Genomic DNA, 21,798 nt, shown 5'->3' on the forward strand with positions numbered 1-21,798 from the left:
TTTATGGATTCGTGACGTAGTCTATACCTTCATTCCATTAAATAAAATAAAATGGAAAATGAAATAATAAACTCTCAGGAAACCAGTGAAATAAAACCAACAACCGATACTTTGATTGTTTTGAACATTCATACCAATCAGGTTGAGATGGTCAAAGGAGTGGATAAAGATGGGAATCTTCAAAAAGTTTCTCCACAAGAAAAAAAGGAAAATGATCAGCTGATCAGGGTTGATAAACATGGAGATATCTTCTCCAACTTCTTTTCCAACTTTTACCGACAACTCAAAAACCCTTTTCATTTCAACTTTTTCAAGGTTTCGGAATATGATGCTGTCAATACCGCCAAGGATCTTCAGAATTATGTTGATCAGGCATCTCCTCAAGAAAAAGAAAAGCTGAAAGATTACGAGGTTTTACCTAAAAATAATAACAATCTTAAAAATCAAAATACAATGGATAATAACACAGAAAATCAGGAATATCGTTTTCAGCCTGAGCAAATCGACTGGAAAACGATGGAAAAGTTCGGACTTAATCAGGAGAAGCTTGAAAAAATGAACGCTATGGATTCATTACTCCGAGGTTTTAAAACCAATACATTAATTCCCATTACCATTAATCTGGGAACGGCAGTCAGCAAAATGGATGTCCGGTTATCCCTTCAAACAGGAGATACAGGACAGGTTGCCGTTCATCTACATGGTATTCGGAAAGAACCCAATCTCAATATGAAATTTCTCGGACATGAGTTCTCTGATGAAGACAAAAAGAACCTAAAAGAAACCGGAAATATGGGCAGGGTAGTAGATCTGGTTAATCCTAAAACCGATGAAATCATTCCATCAGTGATTAGTCGTGACCGTCTCACCAATGAACTGGTTGCTTATCGGGCGGAGTACATGAAAATTCCTGATGAAATCAAAGGAATACAACTTGATAAACATCAGAAGCAAATCTTACTCGAGGGTGGACCACTATATCTTGAAGGAATGACCTCTAAAAAAGGTGAGCTTTTCGATGCCACTGTACAATTCAATGCTGATAAGCGGTATGTAGAATTTCTGTTCAATAATAATCAGTCACCGCAACAAAGCCGACAACACGATCAACAGCAAAGTCAACATAAAGATCAAGTAGCTCCCAGAGTATTCAGAGGAAAAGAGCTGGACGATTCACAGTATGAAAAATTCAAAGCCGGACAAACCATTTATATCGATGGCCTCCAGGATGCTAAAGGTAAAGCCTATCAAGGCTATATTACTTTCAACAAAGAAACTTCCAAAACTGATTTCTCCTTCAATCATCCTAATAAGCTCAAAGAAGAGGCAAAACCTACAGAAGATCATAAAACTCAAACTGCGGTTAACACCCAAGGTAAAACCAATGAAGCTACTAAAAATGTGAAGGAGCCTTTAGAATCAAAACAGCAGCAGCCTGCCAATAAACAACAGGAAGATCAGCAAAAAAAGGTTAGAAAACCAAGAAGACAAAAACTATAATAATCATCTAAATCCTTGATATGAAAGCAATCATCGCAGAAAAACCGAGCATTGCAAGGGAAATTGCACAGTTGTTAGGCGCTCATGAAAAAAAAGAGGGTTATCTATCCGGTAACGGATATTGTGTCACCTGGGCATTAGGACATCTAATCGCGTTAGGAATGCCGGAAGATTATGGGATAAGGGGCTTTAACAAAGCCTCTTTGCCTATCTTTCCAAATCCTTTTATTCTGACTCCCAAAAAACTAAAGAAAGCAAACGGCTATCAGCCAGATCCTTCCGCTTTAAAACAACTCAACACCATAAAACAAGTCATCAGTCAATGCGATAGCATCATTGTCGCAACAGATGCAGGAAGGGAAGGAGAACTGATCTTCCGCTATATCTATCACTATATACAATGCAACAAACCCTTTGAAAGACTCTGGATCAGTTCCCTTACCGAAAAAGCAATACAGGAAGGCTTCAACAAGCTCCAGCCAGGCCATGCCTTTGACGGTTTATATCAAGCTGCAAAGGCCAGAAGCGAAGCAGACTGGCTCGTAGGAATCAATGCTACCCAGACATTAACCATTGCAGGAAACCAAGACGTTTATTCATTAGGCAGAATGCAAGCACCAACGCTTGCTTTGATCTGTCAACGGTTTCTTCAGCATCAAAACTTTACCAAGCAAAAGTACTTTCAAATCCAGCTGAGTCATAGGAAAGAATATACAGATTTCACCAGCCTTTCACTATTACAATGGGAAGAAAAAAAACAGGCAGAACAAATCCAAAAATCCATAGAGCGGGAGGGAAGAGCTGTTGTAGAAGATGTATCCATTAAAACAGTTCAGGAACAATCTCCTTTACTTTTTGATCTCACAGAATTACAGAAAGAAGCCAACCGAAAGCTTGGCCTTTCTGCAGATGAGGTTTTACAGATTGGCCAAAGCCTGTATGAAAAGAAATTCATTACCTATCCCAGAACCGGCAGCAAATATATTCCTGAAGATTTATGGCCAGAAATTCCTGAACTGGTTAGAATCCTCAATACAAACGATCAATTTAAATCAGCCATATCTACTTTAAAATTCGGAAATTTCAACAAGAGAATCGTTAATGATGTAAAAGTAACGGATCATCACGGTTTACTCATCACTACGAAAGTTCCATCCGCACTTACTGCAACTGAAAAAGCCATTTATGAGATGATTGCTTACCGTTTATTGGAATCCTTATCCCATGCCTGTACAAAACAAGTAAGCCATATCATCATAAAAGTGCATCATTATGAATTCCAGATCAAGGGATCAAAAATACTCAAAAACGGCTGGCGTGCCATCAAAGGAATTCTATCTGATAATGAAATTCCGGATAATGCTGAAGCTCTTACAAAACTTCCAGAACTCAAAATCGGCGATGAACTGAAGATTTCAAAAACCGAGTTATTGGAAAAAACCACACAACCACCTAAACTTTATACAGAAGCCGATCTTTTATCAGCCATGGAAAACGCAGGAAGTTCGATTGAAAACAAAGAAGAAAAGCAGGCACTATCTACTATCGGCATCGGAACCCCAGCCACCCGAGCTTCTATTATTGAAACCCTGTTTAGCAGAAATTATATCATAAGGAAAAGCAAAACCCTGCATCCTACAGATAAAGGTTTACAGGTTTACAACCTTATCAAAAACAAAAAAATAGCCAATGTCCAAATGACCGCAGAATGGGAAATAGCATTAGATCGAATTGAAAAAGGTGAACTCAACAGAACCCAATTTATCAATGATATCCAAAATTACACAGCAGAAATCACCAATGAACTTTTATCACTCCATATTCCTCAAGAAAATATCCCACAATTAAAATGCCCTAAATGCCGAAATTATCATCTTATTATTAAAGACAAAATCGTAAAATGCCCAGATGAACAATGCAGTTGGATTCTCTTTAGAACTATATGTGGAATACAACTTAGTATTAAAGATCTTACTTTATTATTAACTCAAAACAAAACATCATTAATTAAGAACATGAAAAGCAAAAGCGGTAAAAAGTTTGATGCTTATTTAGCTTTAGATGATAAATTAAATTTGATTTTTAAATTTTGCTAAATAATTAAGGATGAGATATTGTCATTTTCTGCAATCAACTTTAAGCTAATTCCCCGCACAAGCTTTTATACTCCTGTAATGAATTTGCAAACTCTTGGGCGAATTCAAAATTACTTATTTGATATTCCTCATTAACACCAGTGCCTGATGAAAACCTCAGCCTTCCATATTGCACGACTGGTATTTGATAATTGCTCTTGAATCTTTTGTCAGGAGTTCCGTTTTTATTGACTTTTGCCCATGTTTTTCTAATAACTTTTGAATCACGGGGAACAGTGCTTGTTTCAGTAAAACTTACAGAAGAAAATGTAACATTAAGTTCATCCAATCCAATAATTGCAAAGTTCTGATCATTTCTATACATCAGTATAAATGTTGGATAAAAATATAAATCCGCTCCATTCACATTCTGAAAATATATGGCTTCATAGTTTGATGTGATGATGTGAAGTGATTTAAAACCAATTCTTGCATCTTTTCTATTGACCAATGTGCTGGCACTAGATCGCGCAGCCACACGATCCTGAAAATGCGCTCCGGTAATATCCCATACTTTATGGGCTGTGGTTAGATTTTTAAAAGAATGCTGTAATTGTTCATACTTTCTCTTAGAGAGATCATCGAACTGTATATCAATATTAACAGCCGAGTTATCAATTACAATCTGGGTTTCTTTAAGAGCTTCTTTTTGTGCATTAATATCCTCATTTATCTGTTGAGGAATATTTTTGTTTATCAGTCCATATATAAAGATATAACTCGCAATTTTCTTGGTCTTCGTGAAGGTTAGCGCTTTTTTTATCTTCTTCAGGTCCTTCTTCAATTCCGTTTTTTGCTGTTGAGCCATTAAGATAGATTCTTTGATACCTGACATATTTTGAGATGTGATCTCATGAACATCGGCACTAAAAATGTTATCTGATAACTCAGTGTAAAAAGGTTGCGGATCAGGATAAGATTGCGGGGAAGTCCTTGAAGATAAAGAACCTGAAATCCTGTATGAGTTAGAAAAACCTGAAAAATTGGTATTAAGTCTCGTACCTGACGAACTCAAATTTACACTCATGCCTTTAACGCCGATACTCGTTGAAATTCCTCTTTTGCTGAAATTTAAATGTACACCGGGAATTATTTTGATTCTCTTTCTGTATGACCAAGCCATGATATAGTTTTTAAGATGATTGCAATCACAAATCTAAGCTACTACAGACAGAAAAGTTTATGGAAAACCGTAATCTTATCAAGAATTATTCTTTCCTATTTCATTGAGTTTGCTAATCAACCTCTCTTTCTCACCACTTCCTGTCGTTGAAAACCTTACCAAGGGGATCTTATATTTCTCCAAGATTTCATTCTTCTTGACATCTCTTTCGGCTTGTAGGCTTTCCATTTTATGATATTCATACCCATCAACTTCTATGGCTAATACAGGATTTTTTCCTAGTTTATTGTAGATCAGGAAATCAAGATGTGTGGCGTGATGTTTGGCGTAACGCTCTTCTTCAGGACTTAATCTGGAAAAATCTAACAATAAATTTCTCAATGGATGATGCAGGATAACTCCATATTTTGAAAATTGATCATCAGATAAAACTTCCTTGATTAACGCATACATCAGATTCTCGCTGTCGAAAACAGATTTCTTTTTTTGATCCAATAAAAGTGCTCTTCTTTTTTCTTCATATCCTTTGTACAGGTAATCAAAAATAGAATGTACCTCACTGTTGATCGTGCTGAAATTATTGTAATCAATATAGCGTATCAGATCTGAGATATTCGTGTCATTGTCACTTTCATTTCCGTTTACCAATAGAATCAGCTGATCTTTGGCTCTGGAAATGGCTACATTCAGTCGGTTCGGATTGTCGGTGAATTCAGAGATTTCATTATCTACTGTAGAGAGAATGATCACATCATTTTCTCTTCCCTGAAATTTATCTACCGTATCGGCTTTGATATCTGTTCCCTGAAATGTTCCTTGCAGTGCTAAGCTCTGATTACGGTATGGCGTTACAATTCCCAGATTCACACCTTCCAGCTTTTGCTGTGGAATGATTTCCTGAATAATCACATCAATCTGTCGCTGATTCTCTCGTTGACGGGCATGATTGCCTTCAGTTGTTTTATAGACTAATAAAGGTTCTCTTTCCGTCTGTCCTTCTGAAAGGATGATCAACTGATCATTATAAAACTTACGGTTACAAAAATCAATGATTTTAGGATGGCAGCGGTAATGTTCCTTTAACAGTGTTTTAGACACCTTGGGAAATACTTCTATCACCGAAGAAAGCAGGCTATGGTTAGAATACCGATAAGGTTCCGGAATATAATAGTTCTTAAAAATCTGATCTGTATTTTCTGCTGTTTCAGAATCCACTACATTGGGGAGCTGTTTTAAATCTCCCACAATGACGGCCTGTTTTGCACAGGATAATGCGAGCACACCTGTTGCAAGATCTACCTGCGAAGATTCATCAACAATGACATAATCGTAGACTACATTTTCAGCAAGGCTTCTTCTTAATGAGTAGGTTGTACTCATGATGACGGGATAATCTTTAATAAATTCTTCTGATTTAAAACGAAGATCCCATTCAGTATATTCTGAACGTTCCTGTCCTTTATATTTTTGGTAGAGTTTGTTTTTAAACAGCTGCATCGATCCTTCCGTATATTCTTTCATTTTATCATGGAAGGAAAAATGCTGTAACGTAGTTTGCAGCTCCTGCTTTCTAAATTCAAGCTCTGAAATTTTTATCCCATAGTATTTTGATTGAACAATCCTGATCATCTCTTCATACGATAAGGTATAAAAAATCTTATCTCTCACTCCGTACAGAAAAGGAAATATAAGTTTACGCCACCAGTAAAATCTCTTACCAGTTTTCTCATAGTCTTCCAACGTCACCCATAATGAAAGCAGCTGGTCTGAACTGATATTCTTTTTAAAACGGATTTCCGTTGCCAAAGCGACATCATCTGTAAAATGCTGTTGCTCTGTTTTGATCTTATCTATTTCCAGCGTAAGTAAAGCCAGTTCATTCTTTAATTCCAACTTTTCAGCAAGCTCAGCAAAAAGAAGGGGAGTAGACTTAATAAGAGATTGTTCCTGTTTCTCCTCTAATCTAAAATCTGATAGATCCGGGATTTCAGTCTGAGCATCGATAAATTCTTTTTTATTCTGGCTGCTTCCCAACAATGCCGCTATAAAAGAAACTCCATTGCTCTCCAACTTTTCAAAAACATTTTTGGTCGCCGAATTATTGCTTGAAACAACAGCCACACTCTGATTATTCATCACCGCATTGGCAATAATATTAAGAATCGTCTGGGTCTTTCCAGTACCGGGAGGCCCTTCAATAACACTTAGCGGATTTGAAAATGCATGATCAACTCCTTTTCTCTGGCTCAGATTAAAACCAAAAGGAAAGATGTCAATAGGAGAGGCGTGGTAATTCTTATTGGGATCTTTTCCATTAAGGAAATTATACAGAATAGAAGTCTCAGGAATAAAAGATATCTTCCCATAGCTATTGGCAAGAATATTATTGCCTTCCTCTGTCTTCAAACCAATACTTTCTGCAATCGCCTTTAGATAAGAGAAAATATTTAGAGCTCTATCACTTTGAATGGCAGATCTCACCATCTTAATTCTATGTTGAGGGTAAGAATAGGCTTTACCACTGCTTTTATACACCACGACACACTTATTGCCCACAAAAGAATAAGAGTCTATCTCATCGGTCTTGTCTTTACCATCAATGTAGATTGCTTCTTTTCTGAAGTTATGTGAAGTGTTTTTTTGCATGGTTTATTAATTACTTATAAATATATGAAGTAATAGCTAAAAATAAATTCAAAAAATTTAACAAAAAAAGAGAATAAAAAATAAAAGGTTCTTAGCCATTTCTAAATCTATTTTATTTTAGATTTTGAACTACAAATATTGCATCAAATATTTTGATGTTAAATAGTGTAAAAATATGTATCATATACGGAAACCCGTAATTATTAAGTATGATTTTTTAATTATCTTTGAAAGTTGCACACTATTAGGATTAAGTAAGAAAGTAAAAACTAAATTTAAGAGTAGGGAGATCCTTTATAAATTTAGTGAAATATAGAGATAATTCTCGCAATTGGAGATTTTATAATCTAGATTTAAAATAATATAAGTTGCAAATAAGAATTCAATAATAACCATAAAAACAAATAATGTACAGAGGATTTAATATTCAGTGCGCAGATTACGAAATTCAAAATAATTATTATAAGGTTGGTAGTCAAATTCAGAACGCTAAAAAAGAGGAAATAAAGATAAAATTTCAAAAATACTTAATAGATAACGAAACTCTTAGTGGCAATGATATAATGAATGAATGGTTTCCGAAAAACGACTATCATATTTTTTTATCCCATTCTCACAAAGACTTAAAGTTAGCTTTAGGTATAGCGGGCGTATTAAAAGAGGTACATAATTTAAATGTTTTTGTAGACTCTAACGTTTGGTTAAATTCAAATGATCTTTTAAAAATAATTGATAATGAATTTTGTAAAAATATAGATAGCCCAACTTACAATTACGATGCAAGAAATTACAGTACATCTCATGTCCATATGATGTTGATGAATTCATTAAATTCAACAATTAATACAAGTGAAGCTCTGTTTTTTTTAAATACTCCGAATTCTATTTCAGCAAAAGAAGTTATCAGACAAGAAACATTTTCGCCTTGGATATTTGCTGAAATTGAAACCAGTAAAATAATAAATAAAATTACCCCTGAACGATTATTTAGAAAAACAAAAATGTTTAGCGATCTTGAAAAAGGTTATGTTGCTTTAAATGAATCATCGGATAGAGAGTTGCAAATTTCTTATGAATTAGAACTCGGTCATTTAACTGATTTGAGCTCATACGAATTTGAAGAGTGGATAAATAGCAAATTTATTTCACCAGAAAATGCTTTAGATAATCTATATGATTACAAAAGATTACATAATATTTTAATTAAATAGAACCAAAAAAACTAATAGAAAACTTTTAACATGAAATATAAATACCAACTAGTTCTTATTGGTGAAAATGAAGAACTATTTAAATCTCTGCAACTACAGTTACAAAAATCTTTTGACGAGCTAAAGCTTGTTGTTGATTTATTAAAAATTATCCGTGAGAATAATATTGATGAATATTCGGGAGGACAACCTGCTTTTGTAATTTATGCAGGTCATAAAAATGATTTTACTGATAATCAAAAAGAAATTCTTGAAAAACAAAAGTTAGATGGTAATATAATCCTTCCTGTATTTGATAAAAGTTTTACCGATGAAATTCCTGATTTTTTATCAAATCAAAATGGTGTAACTTTTAATGATAACGTTCTTAAGATAAGTAATATTATTTTGGAAGGATTTGAACTTCTACGTAAAAATAGAAAGCTTTTCATCTCTTACAAAAGATCTGAGTCTAGTAATATTGCTATTCAACTATATGAGTTTTTGGAAAAGAATAATTTTGATGTATTTATTGATACACACTCTATCGATAAAGGAGAAGAATTTCAGGAAGAGCTTTGGCATAGAATGACAGATTGCGATTTGATACTAATGTTAAACACAAAAGAATTCTTAAAAAGTGATTGGTGCAAACAAGAATTGGATAAAGCACACGTTAAAAGAATTGGAATAGTTCATTTATTATGGCCTGATTGTGAATTTGAAGACTTTTCACATTTAGCTTTTTCTTTAAGATTGAAGGACTCAAATTTTGACAAACCATTATTTTCAGATTTAACGAAAGGAAGATTAAAAAAAGATATTCTTCCAGAAATTTTAAACTTGGTTGAAAGTTCTCGAGCTAGAAATCTAGCCTCGAGACAAGATGCTTTAATTACGGATTTTACGCAGGCAGCAAGTGATAATAAGCAAGAAGTTAATCTGCAGTATAGTAGGTATATTACACAACAATTGCCAAATGGAAAATCAAAAGTTTATATTCCTACAATAGGAGTTCCACAATCAATAAATTGTCATAATTCTCAGAAATTAATTGAAAAAATTGAAAGTCGACAAATCGAATCAATTACATTAATCTATGACGAAATGTCAATTAGAAATTATTGGCTAGAACATTTAGATTGGTTAAATGACTATCTAGAAATAAAAACATTAAAAAAATTAGATTTTAACAAGGAATTTTCAAAATAGATTTATTATGAAAAATATATTTTTATCAGCCAGCATACCTTTACCTGAGAGGCATACAAAATATTTTGATACATCGGATATTATTGCAATTAGAGATGCTGTAATCGCTTTAGCAAGTTTAGTATTAGGTAAGCACAGAATAATTTGGGGAGGACATCCATCAATTACTCCATTGATTTATTATGTAATTGAAAGAATTATTCAGAATAGATTGGATGAAAAAGAAGCTTTTAAAAATTTAGATTCAGAAGACCAAAAACAAGCTCTTTTTCAGGAGCTTAAAAAAGAAATTTCTGAACATGTAAAAATTTATCAATCATTATTTTTTAAGGATAAGTTTCCTGAAGATAATGAAAAATTTGATAATATAATATTTACTGATGATAAAGGTGATATCCACAGCAGTATTCAGTTTATGAGAGAAGAAATGTTGTATAAGAACGAATTTGCAGCTGCAGTTTTCATTGGCGGGATGGACGGTATTGAAGTTGAATATAGAATGTTTGTAGAAAAGCATCCCGAAGCTTTAATTATCCCAATCGCTAGTACAGGCGCGGCCACCAAAATAGTATATGATAATCTCTCAGATGGTACACAAGAAAAAAATGAAAGATTTCTGAAAGATTATGGATATATGTCTTTATTTCAAAAATTTTTAATAGATAAAATTTAAGTAAATGGCAAAAAGAGTTTTTTTTAGCTTTCATTATCAAGATGTCATTGATTTTAGAGCAAATGTTGTAAGAAACCACTGGAAAATAAAACCAGATAGAGAAGCTGCTGGTTTTTTTGACTCTTCTATTTGGGAAGAAGCAAAAAAAACAAGTGATTTAGCTTTAAAAAGATTGATAAATAAAGGTTTAGATAATACAAGTAATACTTGTGTTTTAATAGGCTCTGATACCTTTAATAGAAGATGGGTTTCTTATGAAATTATGAAGAGTCTTGAAAAAGGCAATCATATTTTTGGGGTGCATATTAATTCCATTAAATGTAAAAAAGGTAACACTAAAACAAAAGGAAGTAATCCTTTCTACTATTTAGGATATTCATTTAGTTCCGACGGAAAAAAATTATCTCTTCATGATTATATCGATGGAAAATGGATTAAATATCCTGATTTAGAAGGATGGAATGTTAAAGAGGTCGCCGAAATAGGTAGAAATAAAATTTATAGATTATCAGAACTATATAGTGTTTATGATTGGTATGATGATGATGGTTACAATAATTTTTCTAGCTGGGTTAAGTAATGGGGAGAAAAGTTTTTGTTTCATATAAATATGCAGATACATTAGTGCAGGATTTAGGAGTTTATGAATATAATTTATTAGGTAATCGTGTTGCAGTAAAAACAAAAGTTAGAGATTATGTTAATAATTTATCTGATATTTTAGATAGAGAAGATCATATTTACAAAGGAGAAAATGATGGAGAAAGTTTGGCAGGCTTTTCCGATGAACATATAGCATCTAAGTTAAGAGATAAAATTTATGATAGTTCGATTACAATTGTATTAATTTCTAAAGGAATGAAAGAAATTTGGATGGCTGAAAAAGATCAGTGGATTCCTTGGGAAATTTCTTACTCTTTAAGAGAACCTAATAGAAATGGCAGGAAGAGTTTATCTAACGGAATATTAGCAATTGTTCTGCCTGATGAATGGGGAAGTTACAGCTATTTTTTAAATAATAATACTATCTGTAATTGTACTAATTATGATACCCTTTTTCTTTTTCAAATATTGAGGGATAATATGTTTAATCAAAAAAATCCAGAAACAAATATATGTACAAATGGTTCGATTATTTATAAAGGTGAATTTTCCTATATAAAAACTGTAAAATGGGAAGATTTTAAGTCTATGCCCAATTATTATTTGAATAAAGCAATAGAGTTACGGGATAAAAAAGATGAATATAAAATAACTAAAACTATAGAATAATATGGGAATTATTACAGTATCTAAATTAAGAGAATATAGACCATCACTAAAATCTTATTATCAGACAACAAGTTCTATTCTTAATGGATTTAGAAATGAAACAAAACTTTTTAAAACCAAAATATTCTTATCACACAAACATGACGAAGTGCAAGAATTGGAAGGGGCGATATCTTTTTTGAAAAGTTTTGGAGTTGATATATATGTTGATTGGTTAGATCAGGGGATGCCAAAGAATACATGTGGAGAGACTGGTGTAAGAATTAAAGAAAAGATTAGAGAAAATCATAAATTTATATTATTGGCAACTGAAGAAGCAATTAAATCAAAATGGTGTAATTGGGAACTTGGGTTAGGTGACGCGGCTAAATATATTGATCACATTGCAGTTCTACCTGTAAGAGGAAATTATAGTGAGTTTACTGGAAGCGAATATTTACAAATTTACCCTTACATTGAATTTTTAGAGACATCGGCTTTTTTGAAAGGTAATTATAAAAGCCGTGGGGCTTACGTTGTTTTTCCTAGCGTTAATGGTAATGATAAAGTTGTGCCATTAGAAGTTTGGTTAAAAAACAAATAAATTTTTTACAATAAAACTGAACCATGAGTGACAAAATACTTAAACATTTAGAATTTGTACAAAATACAATAAATCGTATGAGTACAAATTCGTTCATTATAAAAGGATGGGCAATAACTTTGATAGGAATAATATTTGGTTTAAATAAGCTTGAAGGAAACTATTTATTTGAATACTCAGATTACAATCTTCCTGTTGAAATCGTAATTATTGTTCTTATTATTCTTTTGTTTTGGTTTACAAATGCCTATTTTCTTCAACAAGAAAGAAGATATATCTATATCTATTCTAAGACTATAGAACAATTTAATACCCAGAATAATAATCTAATTCTGGATATGAATTATAAGAACTATATCACCCCTTCAAATTCTAACTTAACAGATCAGAATAGAAAAATAATAATAAAAGCAATACTATCATTTTGTATAGTAGGAGTTTTAATTTCTTTTCTAAGTTTTGAATCTATTTTTTTTAAAATAATAATTTCAAATATTTTAATTCTAGTATCGGTATTTATAATAACTTATTTTATTTCAGTTAAATATTTGTGCGATTTCTGGGCCTGTCTAATGGGAAGGACGATTGTATCTGTTTATGGAATGTTAATAATATTAGTGCTATTAATAAATCACTCAATGTTCAATGCTGGGATGAAGAAAAATATTAAAAACGAAAAATGTATATGTGTAATTAAAACTAATAAATAGGTTATGTATATAGGATTTGAATTAAAAAAATTTAATAAGAACTTCTTTGATTATTTTGACTATTACGTAAATATTGGAAATGAAATTTTTATAAAGCATAAGAGAATAATACAAAAAACTTTAAATGAATTTGAAAAGAGTGATGGAAGTTTAAACGGAGATAAAATGCAATCAAATTGGTTTCCAAAGATTAATACAGATATTTTTCTTTCTCATTCTCATGCGGATAAAGATTTAGTTATTGCATTAGCGGGTTGGTTGAAAGATAATTTTGATCTGGAAGTATTTGTAGACTCATGTATATGGGGATATTACAAAGATTTACAAAAATTAATTGATAATAGATACAGTAAAAATCCCCAAAGGGGACTTGATTATGACCATGTATTATTTGCAGCTAGCCATGTTAATATGATGCTAAATACAGCTTTAATGCAGATGATAGATAATTGTGAATGTCTAATATTTATAAATACTCCAAATTCTGTTAAGCCAAATGAAGTTGTTAATAAGATAATTTCTCCTTGGATTTACTCGGAATTAGCTATGACAAAACTTATAACAAAGAAAAGTTTACAATCACATAGGTTTGACTATATAAACGAAAGTAAAGTTTTTTCAGAATTGCAGATTGAATATAATTTAGATACGAAACATTTATACGATTTATCTACTGGTGATTTATCTAGATGGAAAGGTATCCGGTTAAAGAAGTATCATGCCCTAGACTATTTATATAAAATGAAAGGTTAGCGAACTATGAAAAATAATAATCAACTAATCAAAAAGAATTATATTGTTTTACGCGCGGCAATAAATACAATCTGTAATGCGCAAGTTCTCCAACAATGTTCGGAGTCTTATTACAACGCAATTGGTAACTAATAAAAAATCCTAACTATTAGTTAGGATTTTCATTTATTTTAAAATTAAATAATTCTTGGGGAGAAACATCTAATCCTTTAGATAGCTCTAATATTGTAGACATTTGAATATTTCTCAAACCCTTTTCAATTTTACCTATATCACTATAATCGATTTCACAATTTTGCGCCAATTGCCTAAGACTAAGTTGTTTTTCTTCTCTTAATGCCTGAACTCTTTTCCCGAAACCTGTTAAAAATGCAATTTTTTCAGAGTTTGTTGCCATATCAATATCAAATTGATGGCAATTTGCATAGAAAGATAAAATATTTAGTGGGTGTTATTTCCCACATTGTATTTTTTTATTATATTTGGAAAAGATTACTTATTAAAGTAATTTTGTGATACTTCAAATTTAATTATAGAAGCTATTGCTTAGAATCTCGTACTAGAAAATCGCCAATTTTCAAACAAACGCAACGAGACCATAAGTAAAGTAGCTCACGACCTAGGCGTGGGCTTACTTACGGAGTTTGTTGCAAGGTGTTTGGCGATGCCTCTAGTACAAGCGATGATGTAGTAAGTTCCACGCTTTATTTTTCTAATGTTGCCCGCAATCGCCAAAAATCTAAGCCCGCTTCCTAAAAATAGTATCAGACTACACGATACAATAGGAATGTACAACCTATTGCGGCTTTAAAAAGCTTACACGGGAACACAGATTTCATTCATATTAAATTCTTTCCGGTGCCTTTCAGTCACTGCTTACAGAACCTCACCAGTCCTTTTTCATACCAAAGGGCATCTGGAAAGTTTTTATCTAAAAAATGAATCAAAAAACTACTCAACTTAAAAATCAGAAGAAAGAAAAAAGCCCCTTCCCATGCAGTTTGGAGACCAACGGGAAAGAGCGTAGTTCAGTAATTAATCTTTAAAAAATTAAAAACCTTTACAAATCTATGAAAAATTCCTATTACCAGATAGGAGGCATTTTCTTTGGGCTCATGTTTACCACTGTAAGCATTACTACAAAAGCCCAGACACGCACCATTTCCGGTACCGTTACTGCATCAGGTAAACCTTTACAGGGAGTCATAATCTCCCAAGAGGGTAGTGATCAGGTAACCATGACCGGTAACAACGGAACCTATACCTTACAGGTTTCAGCAGAAAATACCATCCTATTGTTCAGACACCCTGATTATGCAGAAGAAAAATTTGCACTCACTAATCAGACCGTCGTTAATATCAGCTTAGAACAAAAAGTAAAGGGAATCGAAGAAGTTATTCTCAACGCCGGCTACTACAAGGTAAAAGACAAAGAAAGAACCGGTAGTATCGCCAAAGTTTCAGCAAAAGATATAGAAAATCAGCCGGTCAACAATGTCCTGTCAGCAGCGCAGGGAAGAATGGCAGGAGTCAGTATCACCCAGAATTCAGGAACTCCCGGAGGGGGATTTGATATTCAGATCAGAGGCAGAAACAGCCTTAGGACCCGAAGCAATTCTGTCATTGACGGCAATCAGCCACTCTATATTATTGACGGTGTTCCAGTGGTTACGGGAATCAGTTCCTCCTATGCCGGAAGCATCCTTCCCAATGCAGATATCAATCCGCTGAACAGTATCAATCCTAACGATATTGAAAGTTTCGAAATCCTGAAAGATGCGGATGCTACCGCTATCTATGGTTCAAGAGGTGCTAATGGAGTGGTACTGGTGACCACCAAAAAAGGGAAAAGGGGAAAGGTAAAACTGACCCTGAACTCTTCATATGGCCTGAGCCATGCCATTTCAAACCTCAAAATGATGAATACTGCTCAGTATCTTGATATGAGAAAACAGGCATTCGCCAACAGCAATATCTCTGTCTATCCCGCTAATGCCTATGACATCAATGGAACCTGGGATTCCAACCGTTATACGGATTGGAGAAAAGAACTGATTGGTCATTATGCCGCCCTGTCTAATACCCAGTTGTCACTCAGTGGGGGAGGCGAAAATACCAATTTCTTGCTCAGTCTTGGTCATAACGATCAAACCACGGTGTTCGGCAGGGATTTCAGGTACAGAACCAATACCGTTTCAGGAAATATCAGCCATAGGTCTGCTGACAGAAAATTCAGTTTCAACTCATCGAATATTTTTACAGCAACAGACAATAACCTGATTACCTCTGATGCGACAAGGCAGTCGTATATTCTGGCTCCCAATGCTCCTGCTCTGTATGATTCAGAAGGCAACCTTAACTGGGAGAACAATACGTTTACGAATCCCGCAGCTGCCTTTGAGAACTCTTATTCCAATAACAATCTGCAATTCCTTAACAACATCAGCATGGAATATGAAGCTTTTAAAAACTTTAAGCTTAAGCTCAACGGAGGCTTGACTTATCAGACTTTTGAAGAATGGTCACTTCGCCCGAGTACAGCGTATAGTCCTTCTGCAGGAGCAACATCCCTCAATTCAATGTCTTCAAAATCCAACCAGAACAGACTGTCTATGGTGGTAGAACCTCAGATAAGCTGGATGTACAAAACAGGTAAACATAAATTTGATGTACTGCTGGGAGGGACCTATCAGAGAGATGTTTCAGACCGGGGTGAAATTCAGGGAACAGGGTTTGAAAGTAATGCATTTATCTATAATATAGGTGCTGCGATCAATAAAGTGGTTCTTGACCAGATCAATACTGAATACCGATACGGTGCTTTTTTCGGCAGAATCAACTATCAGTACGATAAAAAATATATCCTTAATCTTACAGGAAGAAGAGACGGCAGCAGCAGATTCGGTCCGAATAATAAATATGCAATATTCGGTGCCATTGGGGCAGCATGGCTGTTTTCGGAAGAAGACTTTATGAAGAACATCTCATGGCTCAGTTTTGGAAAGCTGAGAGGGAGTTATGGTTCATCAGGAAGTGATAATATTGGGGATTACCAATACCTGGATACTTTTGCCACCGCCAACCTCATCTATAATGGCAGCACCGGACTGGCTCCAACAAAACTTTACAATGCTGATTTCAGCTGGGAAAGAACCATCAAAACAGAAGTCGCTCTTGAATTGGGGCTATTTAACAACAGGCTTAACATAAGCGCTGCGTATTACCGAAACCGTTCAGGAAATCAACTGGTAGGCTACCAGCTTTCCTCGGTAACGGGATTCAGCAGTGTACTGGCTAATCTGGATGCAGTTATTCAGAATACAGGACTTGAATTTGAGGCCAGCGGCAAAATTATCAGTAAAGGAAATTTTTCATGGAGTAGCTCATTCAATATCACCATTCCACGAAACAAGCTGATTTCCTTTCCGGGACTTGAAGGTTCATCCTATGCTAATACTTATGTGATCGGGCAACCTGTGAACATTCTTAAACTCTACCAGCTTCAGGGGGTAAACCCTAATACTTTGATCTATGATTTTACCGATTTCAATGGCGATGGAAAGATTGCATCACCGGATGACAGACAGGTAATCAGAAACCTTGGACAGCAGTTTTATGGAGGACTAAGCAATGAATTACGTTACCGAAACTGGAACTTGTCTTTTTTGCTGCAGTTTGTAAAGCAACAGAGCCGAAACTATAATTCAGCAATGTCTTCTCCGGGCATCATGGCGAATCTCCCTGTAGAGGCATTGAATGTATGGTCGCCTACGAATCCCAACGGACTTTATATGCCGTACCGCTCCACGTCTAATTCTTCGCACAGCCTGTTTCAAAATAGTGATGCCAGTGTTTCTGACGCTTCATTTATAAGACTTAAAAATGTGCAGCTTATCTATAATCTTTCTTTGGATTCAGGTGTTTTCAGGGAAGTCAAGCTTTATTTTCAGGGGCAGAATCTCTTGACGTGGACGAAGTTCTTTGGAATTGATCCCGAGATGACCACTTTCGGATTCCTGCCTCCTTTGAAGACGTATTCATTTGGTATTCAGCTTACGCTATGATGCATCCTTAACGGAAAGCAATGCCGCCAGATTATTTAACCTAATACAAAAACAATGAAATTAATATTCAATAGTATAATAATGGCAGCGCTCATCTATCTGATGAGTACTGCCGTATCATGTGAAAAAATTCTTGAAGTGGAATTGCCTGACAATCAAATGTTGTCAGAAACCGTCTTCAATGATACTCAGACTGCCAACGCAGTACTATCAGGATTGTATGCAGGATTATGGGAGTCATCACCTGTCACCGGAGATCAAAGCGGAAGGCTTCTCGGTCTCTATACTGATGACCTGACCTATTATGCAGTCAGTGCAACCAATGGATTGCCTGAACTGTCCAATAATACACAGATTGATTCCAATCAGTTTGTAAGTTCGTTCTGGAATGCTGCGTATCAGAAAATATATGTCAGCAATTCCATACTTGAAGGGCTTAAAGAAGCGCATCATATTCCGGAAGCTGATAAAGCAAGGATAAAAGGGGAGACCCTGGTCATCCGTTCTTTACTCTTTTTCTACGTTCAGCAGGTTTACGGGGATATTCCGTATCCTGTGACAACCAATTACATGATCAATCAGAGCATTTCAAAAACATCTTCTGCAGAAGTGTTGATGAGAATTGAATCTGATATAAAAGAAGCTATTGAACTGCTTTCCGATACCTACCGTCATAACGAACGCATCTATATCAATAAAAAAGCAGCGCAGCTTCTTCTCGGCAAGGTTCAGATGCAGCAGCTGAAATGGACGGAGGCAGAAGCCACCTTGAAAACAGTTGTTCAGAGTCCGCTCTATCAGTTTCAAAATGATATTACCAAGGTCTTTCTTAAAAATGGCAGCCATATTATCTGGCAGCTCAGACCTAAAAACAATGGGGATGCGGTAAGGGAAGCAACGATTTACTATTTTGCTAATGTTGCTCCGACCTCTGTGGCGCTTTCCGCATCTTTGGTCAGCTCATTTCAGAATGGAGACCTTCGCAAGCAATATTGGATGGGGGTGGTTACTGTAGGGGGTAACACCTGGTACAGAGCAGAAAAATACAAAGCAAGATCTGCCAACTCCACAGAAAATTCCATTGTCTTCAGACTGGAAGAAGCCTATTTGCTTTTGGCAGAGGCTCTGACACAGCAAAATAAAACGACGGAGGCTTTACCGTTTATTAATCCGATCAAACAAAGAGCGGGACAGCCATTGCTTGGCAGTGCTGTTACACAACAGCAGCTTCTTGAAGAAATCCTTAATGAAAACAGAAAAGAGTTTTTTACAGAAATGGGACATCGCTTTCTTGATTTGAAAAGAGCAGGAAAGCTTAATGAACTACAGCAGACTAAGCCCAACTGGCAGGATAAACACAAAGTATGGCCTCTTCCACAACAGGAACTGCTGCTCAATACCCATCTGAATCCTCAAAATTTAGGTTATTAATGAGAGTGTATTGTTTTATTATTCTGCTGTGTTCTCTGCATTGCTATAAAGCGCAGAGAACGATTAAGGAATTGGACCAGTGGATGTCACGGTTCTCAACAATGATTGGTCAGATGAAAGTATCCGATGATCAGCGATTCGTTTTGCTGACCAAAATGTACGCGAATAATTCTGATTCAGTTTTTGTGTTTGACCGTCAATCAGCAGTAAGCCCATCCGATACCATTTTAAAAAAGAGCAACATCAGTTTTCTGAATAATCATGCTGTTTTTGCTTCAGGACCTGGCAGGGCTGAATTCATTGATCTGAAGTCAAAAAAAAGAGAAATTTATGGTAGTGTACAGCGCTGCAACGCCAATGAGCCCCTGAAGCAATATGTAATATTGGGTACTGATAAAAACCTGAAAATTTATAATTCCCAAGGAAAAGTGCGTCACGATGAGGCAGGAACATTGAACTATACTATTTCGGAGCAAGGACAGGTTTATATTCTTGCTAAAAGTGGAGGATTTCATAAAATATTGAAATGGAATGGCAGCGCTATGAAACTGCTTTATTCTACTGCAGCTAACATTGTTGCGATGGATCTTTTAGAATCAGAGAGATTTATTGTCCTAAAGGAAAAAGAAAAAACAGATTCCAATGGAAAGATCAGGGCAAGATTGTTAAGAATATCAGACGGACAACTGTTTTATAACGACCAGATCAGCCTAGGAGAAGCCCAAAGCATTAAAGTAACTGAAGCAGGTCATTCCGAAACTTTTTTGATTGATATTTCCGTCAAGAAAACTCCTGAGAAAATAGAAAAACTAGAAATATGGTATGGGGGAGACAAGTATCTGCGTAATAAGGGTCAAGGATGGACCGATCATCAGTATAGCCTATGGAATGTTAAAAACAATCAAGTTCATTCAATCTCTCCCAAATCAATGCAGGTCTATATAGCGACAGACAATCCACGCTATTTTTGGACGTATAATCTTAAAGAGGATAATGATTACCGGGGATTCCGAAGCCTGAATATATACCGATATGACCTTTTGGAAAATAAATCTGAACTTGTTTTTGAGAATGCTTCAGAAATGGTAATAGGAAAAGGTGGTCGTTACACCATTGGATTTCTGATGTATAAGAATCAATGGATGGTATACGATCATCAATTAGAGCAGAAAAAAATTATTGATTATAATATAACACTGAGCTATCCGATCTTTATGTCGGATGACAGCTTACTCTTTACAGGAGGAGACCGACTGATCAATTATCATCTGGAAACAGGTGTGGTAAAAACAGTTTTCAAGCAAGAGAACAGCAAAATCAGCTTTCATGAATACACTGGAAAAATGATTCATCAGATGGAATCTTTTAAGATAACACAACGAACTATTGAAATGTCTCAACCGTTGATGCTTCATATCAGGAGAGAAGACCATAATGATTCCGGATATTATTCTTATGATAAAGGTAAACTCAAAGAAATGCTGCCGTACAGCAGCAACAGGATCAAAATGTTCTCGTATAAGGATAGGCATGATTTAATGTATTCGATCGAAGAAAACTACAACCTTTCTCCAAAGCTGTACAGCAAAAGCAAGTCATCAGGTCAAAAGAAGGTACTTTATGCAACCAACCTTCATGATAAAGAAGCGATAGACCTGCAGCAGGATGTTATTTCATACACCAATAGTGAAGGTAAATATCTGAAAGGGGTTCTATATTATCCCATTAAATTCGACAAGACCAAAAAATATCCTTTGGTGGTACAGGTATACAGTATTCAGCATGATGAGTTCAACAAATACCTGTATCCCGCCTGGGGACCCAGTGGATTCAATATCCGCCTATTGCTTGAGAACGATTACATGGTTTTTCGGCCAGATATTGTTTCAGATGACAGGGGTCCGGGAATTTCGGCGCTTGATTGTGTTCATTCCGGACTGGGTGCGATTCGAGGAAATGTCAATATTGATTTCAGGCGTATTGGTTTAACAGGACACTCATTCGGTGGTTATGAGACCAACTTTATCGCTACCCATTCAGAAAGGTTTGCAACCTATATCTCGGGGGCAGGTCTAAGTGACATTATGAATACTTACTTTTCATTTAATGAACTGTTTAAAATAGCAGACTATTCAAGATTTGAAACCGGGCAGTTTTCAATGGGAGTTCCTTTTTCAGAAGATAAGGATTTGTATTATAGAAATAATCCCATCAATTTTATTGAAAAAGTAAATGCACCGGTATTGCTTTGGGCAGGTAAGGGAGACACGAATATTCCACCAACACAAACCATGAGCTTTTACATGGGATTATTAAGAAACAGAAAAAAGGTAGTGGTACTGATGTATGAAAATCAGGAACATACGATCAGGAAAGGCTCCGATGACATCAAGGATCTTAATACTAAAATCATAGAGTGGTGGGACTATCACCTGAAAAGCCGGAAAGATATAGGATGGATTGATAAAGAAATGAAAAGGGACGCTGAATAGCGTCCCTGATCTAA

At 35.1% G+C, this 21,798-nt stretch carries 16 protein-coding genes; 13 read left to right on the forward strand and 3 right to left on the reverse strand.

Annotation, left to right across the window (positions count from 1 at the left end):
- Positions 1–51 precede the first annotated feature (51 nt).
- On the forward strand, positions 52–1,500 hold the full coding sequence (locus PZ898_RS22525; protein ID WP_277694277.1) for a DUF3945 domain-containing protein: 1,449 nt from the start codon (positions 52–54) through the stop codon (positions 1,498–1,500).
- Positions 1,501–1,520: 20 nt separating this feature from the next.
- Positions 1,521–3,596 carry a type IA DNA topoisomerase gene (locus tag PZ898_RS22530; RefSeq protein ID WP_277694278.1) on the forward strand — a complete coding sequence of 692 codons (2,076 nt, stop codon included), beginning with the start codon at positions 1,521–1,523 and terminating at the stop codon, positions 3,594–3,596.
- Between the two features lie 40 nt (positions 3,597–3,636).
- Here PZ898_RS22530 and PZ898_RS22535 read toward each other — a convergent pair whose 3' ends face one another.
- Together PZ898_RS22535 and PZ898_RS22540 are read right to left on the reverse strand one after the other, a co-directional pair.
- Entirely contained in the window at positions 3,637–4,758 is a 1,122-nt protein-coding gene (locus PZ898_RS22535) for a DUF4236 domain-containing protein (RefSeq protein WP_277694279.1), read from the reverse strand.
- A gap of 78 nt (positions 4,759–4,836) precedes the next feature.
- Entirely contained in the window at positions 4,837–7,404 is a 2,568-nt protein-coding gene (locus PZ898_RS22540; protein WP_277694280.1) for an AAA domain-containing protein, read from the reverse strand.
- Positions 7,405–7,811: 407 nt separating this feature from the next.
- On the opposite strand from PZ898_RS22540, the gene PZ898_RS22545 reads away from it, so the two are divergent.
- The 8 genes from PZ898_RS22545 to PZ898_RS22580 are packed head-to-tail and all read left to right on the forward strand — an operon-like array spanning position 7,812 to position 13,797.
- Positions 7,812–8,615: a hypothetical protein gene (locus PZ898_RS22545; RefSeq protein WP_277694281.1), complete on the forward strand. Its 804-nt coding sequence runs from the start codon at positions 7,812–7,814 to the stop codon at positions 8,613–8,615.
- A 30-nt stretch (positions 8,616–8,645) separates the two neighbouring features.
- Entirely contained in the window at positions 8,646–9,806 is a 1,161-nt protein-coding gene (locus PZ898_RS22550) for a toll/interleukin-1 receptor domain-containing protein (protein ID WP_277694282.1), read from the forward strand.
- A gap of 7 nt (positions 9,807–9,813) precedes the next feature.
- Positions 9,814–10,479 (forward strand): hypothetical protein, encoded by a 666-nt coding sequence (locus tag PZ898_RS22555; RefSeq protein WP_277694283.1) that lies wholly within the window; start codon positions 9,814–9,816, stop codon positions 10,477–10,479.
- A gap of 4 nt (positions 10,480–10,483) precedes the next feature.
- A complete protein-coding gene (locus PZ898_RS22560; protein WP_277694284.1) occupies positions 10,484–11,059 on the forward strand; it encodes a TIR domain-containing protein in 576 nt (191 codons plus the stop codon).
- Positions 11,059–11,751, forward strand: coding sequence for a TIR domain-containing protein (locus tag PZ898_RS22565; RefSeq protein ID WP_277694285.1), 693 nt, complete (start codon positions 11,059–11,061; stop codon positions 11,749–11,751). Before PZ898_RS22560 ends, PZ898_RS22565 begins: the two co-directional genes overlap by 1 nt.
- A gap of 1 nt (position 11,752) precedes the next feature.
- Positions 11,753–12,334 carry a toll/interleukin-1 receptor domain-containing protein gene (locus tag PZ898_RS22570; protein WP_277694286.1) on the forward strand — a complete coding sequence of 194 codons (582 nt, stop codon included), beginning with the start codon at positions 11,753–11,755 and terminating at the stop codon, positions 12,332–12,334.
- Positions 12,335–12,357: 23 nt separating this feature from the next.
- Positions 12,358–13,044, forward strand: coding sequence for a hypothetical protein (locus PZ898_RS22575; protein WP_277694287.1), 687 nt, complete (start codon positions 12,358–12,360; stop codon positions 13,042–13,044).
- Positions 13,045–13,047: 3 nt separating this feature from the next.
- Positions 13,048–13,797: a hypothetical protein gene (locus PZ898_RS22580; RefSeq protein WP_277694288.1), complete on the forward strand. Its 750-nt coding sequence runs from the start codon at positions 13,048–13,050 to the stop codon at positions 13,795–13,797.
- A 148-nt stretch (positions 13,798–13,945) separates the two neighbouring features.
- Here PZ898_RS22580 and PZ898_RS22585 read toward each other — a convergent pair whose 3' ends face one another.
- On the reverse strand, positions 13,946–14,194 hold the full coding sequence (locus tag PZ898_RS22585) for a helix-turn-helix transcriptional regulator (protein WP_277694289.1): 249 nt from the start codon (positions 14,192–14,194) through the stop codon (positions 13,946–13,948).
- A gap of 673 nt (positions 14,195–14,867) precedes the next feature.
- Here PZ898_RS22585 and PZ898_RS22590 point away from each other — a divergent pair.
- From PZ898_RS22590 to PZ898_RS22600, 3 genes are read left to right on the forward strand one after another with little or no spacing between them, the layout of a single operon-like run.
- On the forward strand, positions 14,868–17,861 hold the full coding sequence (locus tag PZ898_RS22590) for a SusC/RagA family TonB-linked outer membrane protein (RefSeq protein ID WP_277694290.1): 2,994 nt from the start codon (positions 14,868–14,870) through the stop codon (positions 17,859–17,861).
- A 54-nt stretch (positions 17,862–17,915) separates the two neighbouring features.
- Positions 17,916–19,292 carry a RagB/SusD family nutrient uptake outer membrane protein gene (locus PZ898_RS22595; protein ID WP_277694291.1) on the forward strand — a complete coding sequence of 459 codons (1,377 nt, stop codon included), beginning with the start codon at positions 17,916–17,918 and terminating at the stop codon, positions 19,290–19,292.
- Complete coding sequence (locus tag PZ898_RS22600; RefSeq protein WP_277694292.1) at positions 19,226–21,784, forward strand: prolyl oligopeptidase family serine peptidase; 2,559 nt, start codon at positions 19,226–19,228, stop codon at positions 21,782–21,784. The genes PZ898_RS22595 and PZ898_RS22600 overlap by 67 nt, the downstream gene beginning before the upstream one ends.
- Positions 21,785–21,798 lie beyond the last annotated feature (14 nt).

Source organism: Chryseobacterium sp. WX, from assembly GCF_029542485.1.
Classification (GTDB): domain Bacteria; phylum Bacteroidota; class Bacteroidia; order Flavobacteriales; family Weeksellaceae; genus Chryseobacterium; species Chryseobacterium cucumeris.

Excerpts from the sequence above, each read along its gene's own strand:
- PZ898_RS22590 (WP_277694290.1), top strand. The coding sequence starts at position 14,868 with ATGAAAAATTCCTATTACCAGATAGGAGGCATTTTCTTTGGGCTCATG.
- PZ898_RS22565 (WP_277694285.1), top strand. The coding sequence starts at position 11,059 with ATGGGGAGAAAAGTTTTTGTTTCATATAAATATGCAGATACATTAGTG.
- PZ898_RS22530 (WP_277694278.1), top strand. The coding sequence starts at position 1,521 with ATGAAAGCAATCATCGCAGAAAAACCGAGCATTGCAAGGGAAATTGCA.
- PZ898_RS22550 (WP_277694282.1), top strand. The coding sequence starts at position 8,646 with ATGAAATATAAATACCAACTAGTTCTTATTGGTGAAAATGAAGAACTA.
- PZ898_RS22600 (WP_277694292.1), top strand. The coding sequence starts at position 19,226 with ATGGCCTCTTCCACAACAGGAACTGCTGCTCAATACCCATCTGAATCC.
- PZ898_RS22585 (WP_277694289.1), bottom strand. The coding sequence starts at position 14,194 with ATGGCAACAAACTCTGAAAAAATTGCATTTTTAACAGGTTTCGGGAAA.
- PZ898_RS22595 (WP_277694291.1), top strand. The coding sequence starts at position 17,916 with ATGAAATTAATATTCAATAGTATAATAATGGCAGCGCTCATCTATCTG.
- PZ898_RS22580 (WP_277694288.1), top strand. The coding sequence starts at position 13,048 with ATGTATATAGGATTTGAATTAAAAAAATTTAATAAGAACTTCTTTGAT.
- PZ898_RS22525 (WP_277694277.1), top strand. The coding sequence starts at position 52 with ATGGAAAATGAAATAATAAACTCTCAGGAAACCAGTGAAATAAAACCA.
- PZ898_RS22540 (WP_277694280.1), bottom strand. The coding sequence starts at position 7,404 with ATGCAAAAAAACACTTCACATAACTTCAGAAAAGAAGCAATCTACATT.
- PZ898_RS22555 (WP_277694283.1), top strand. The coding sequence starts at position 9,814 with ATGAAAAATATATTTTTATCAGCCAGCATACCTTTACCTGAGAGGCAT.
- PZ898_RS22535 (WP_277694279.1), bottom strand. The coding sequence starts at position 4,758 with ATGGCTTGGTCATACAGAAAGAGAATCAAAATAATTCCCGGTGTACAT.
- PZ898_RS22575 (WP_277694287.1), top strand. The coding sequence starts at position 12,358 with ATGAGTGACAAAATACTTAAACATTTAGAATTTGTACAAAATACAATA.
- PZ898_RS22560 (WP_277694284.1), top strand. The coding sequence starts at position 10,484 with ATGGCAAAAAGAGTTTTTTTTAGCTTTCATTATCAAGATGTCATTGAT.
- PZ898_RS22545 (WP_277694281.1), top strand. The coding sequence starts at position 7,812 with ATGTACAGAGGATTTAATATTCAGTGCGCAGATTACGAAATTCAAAAT.
- PZ898_RS22570 (WP_277694286.1), top strand. The coding sequence starts at position 11,753 with ATGGGAATTATTACAGTATCTAAATTAAGAGAATATAGACCATCACTA.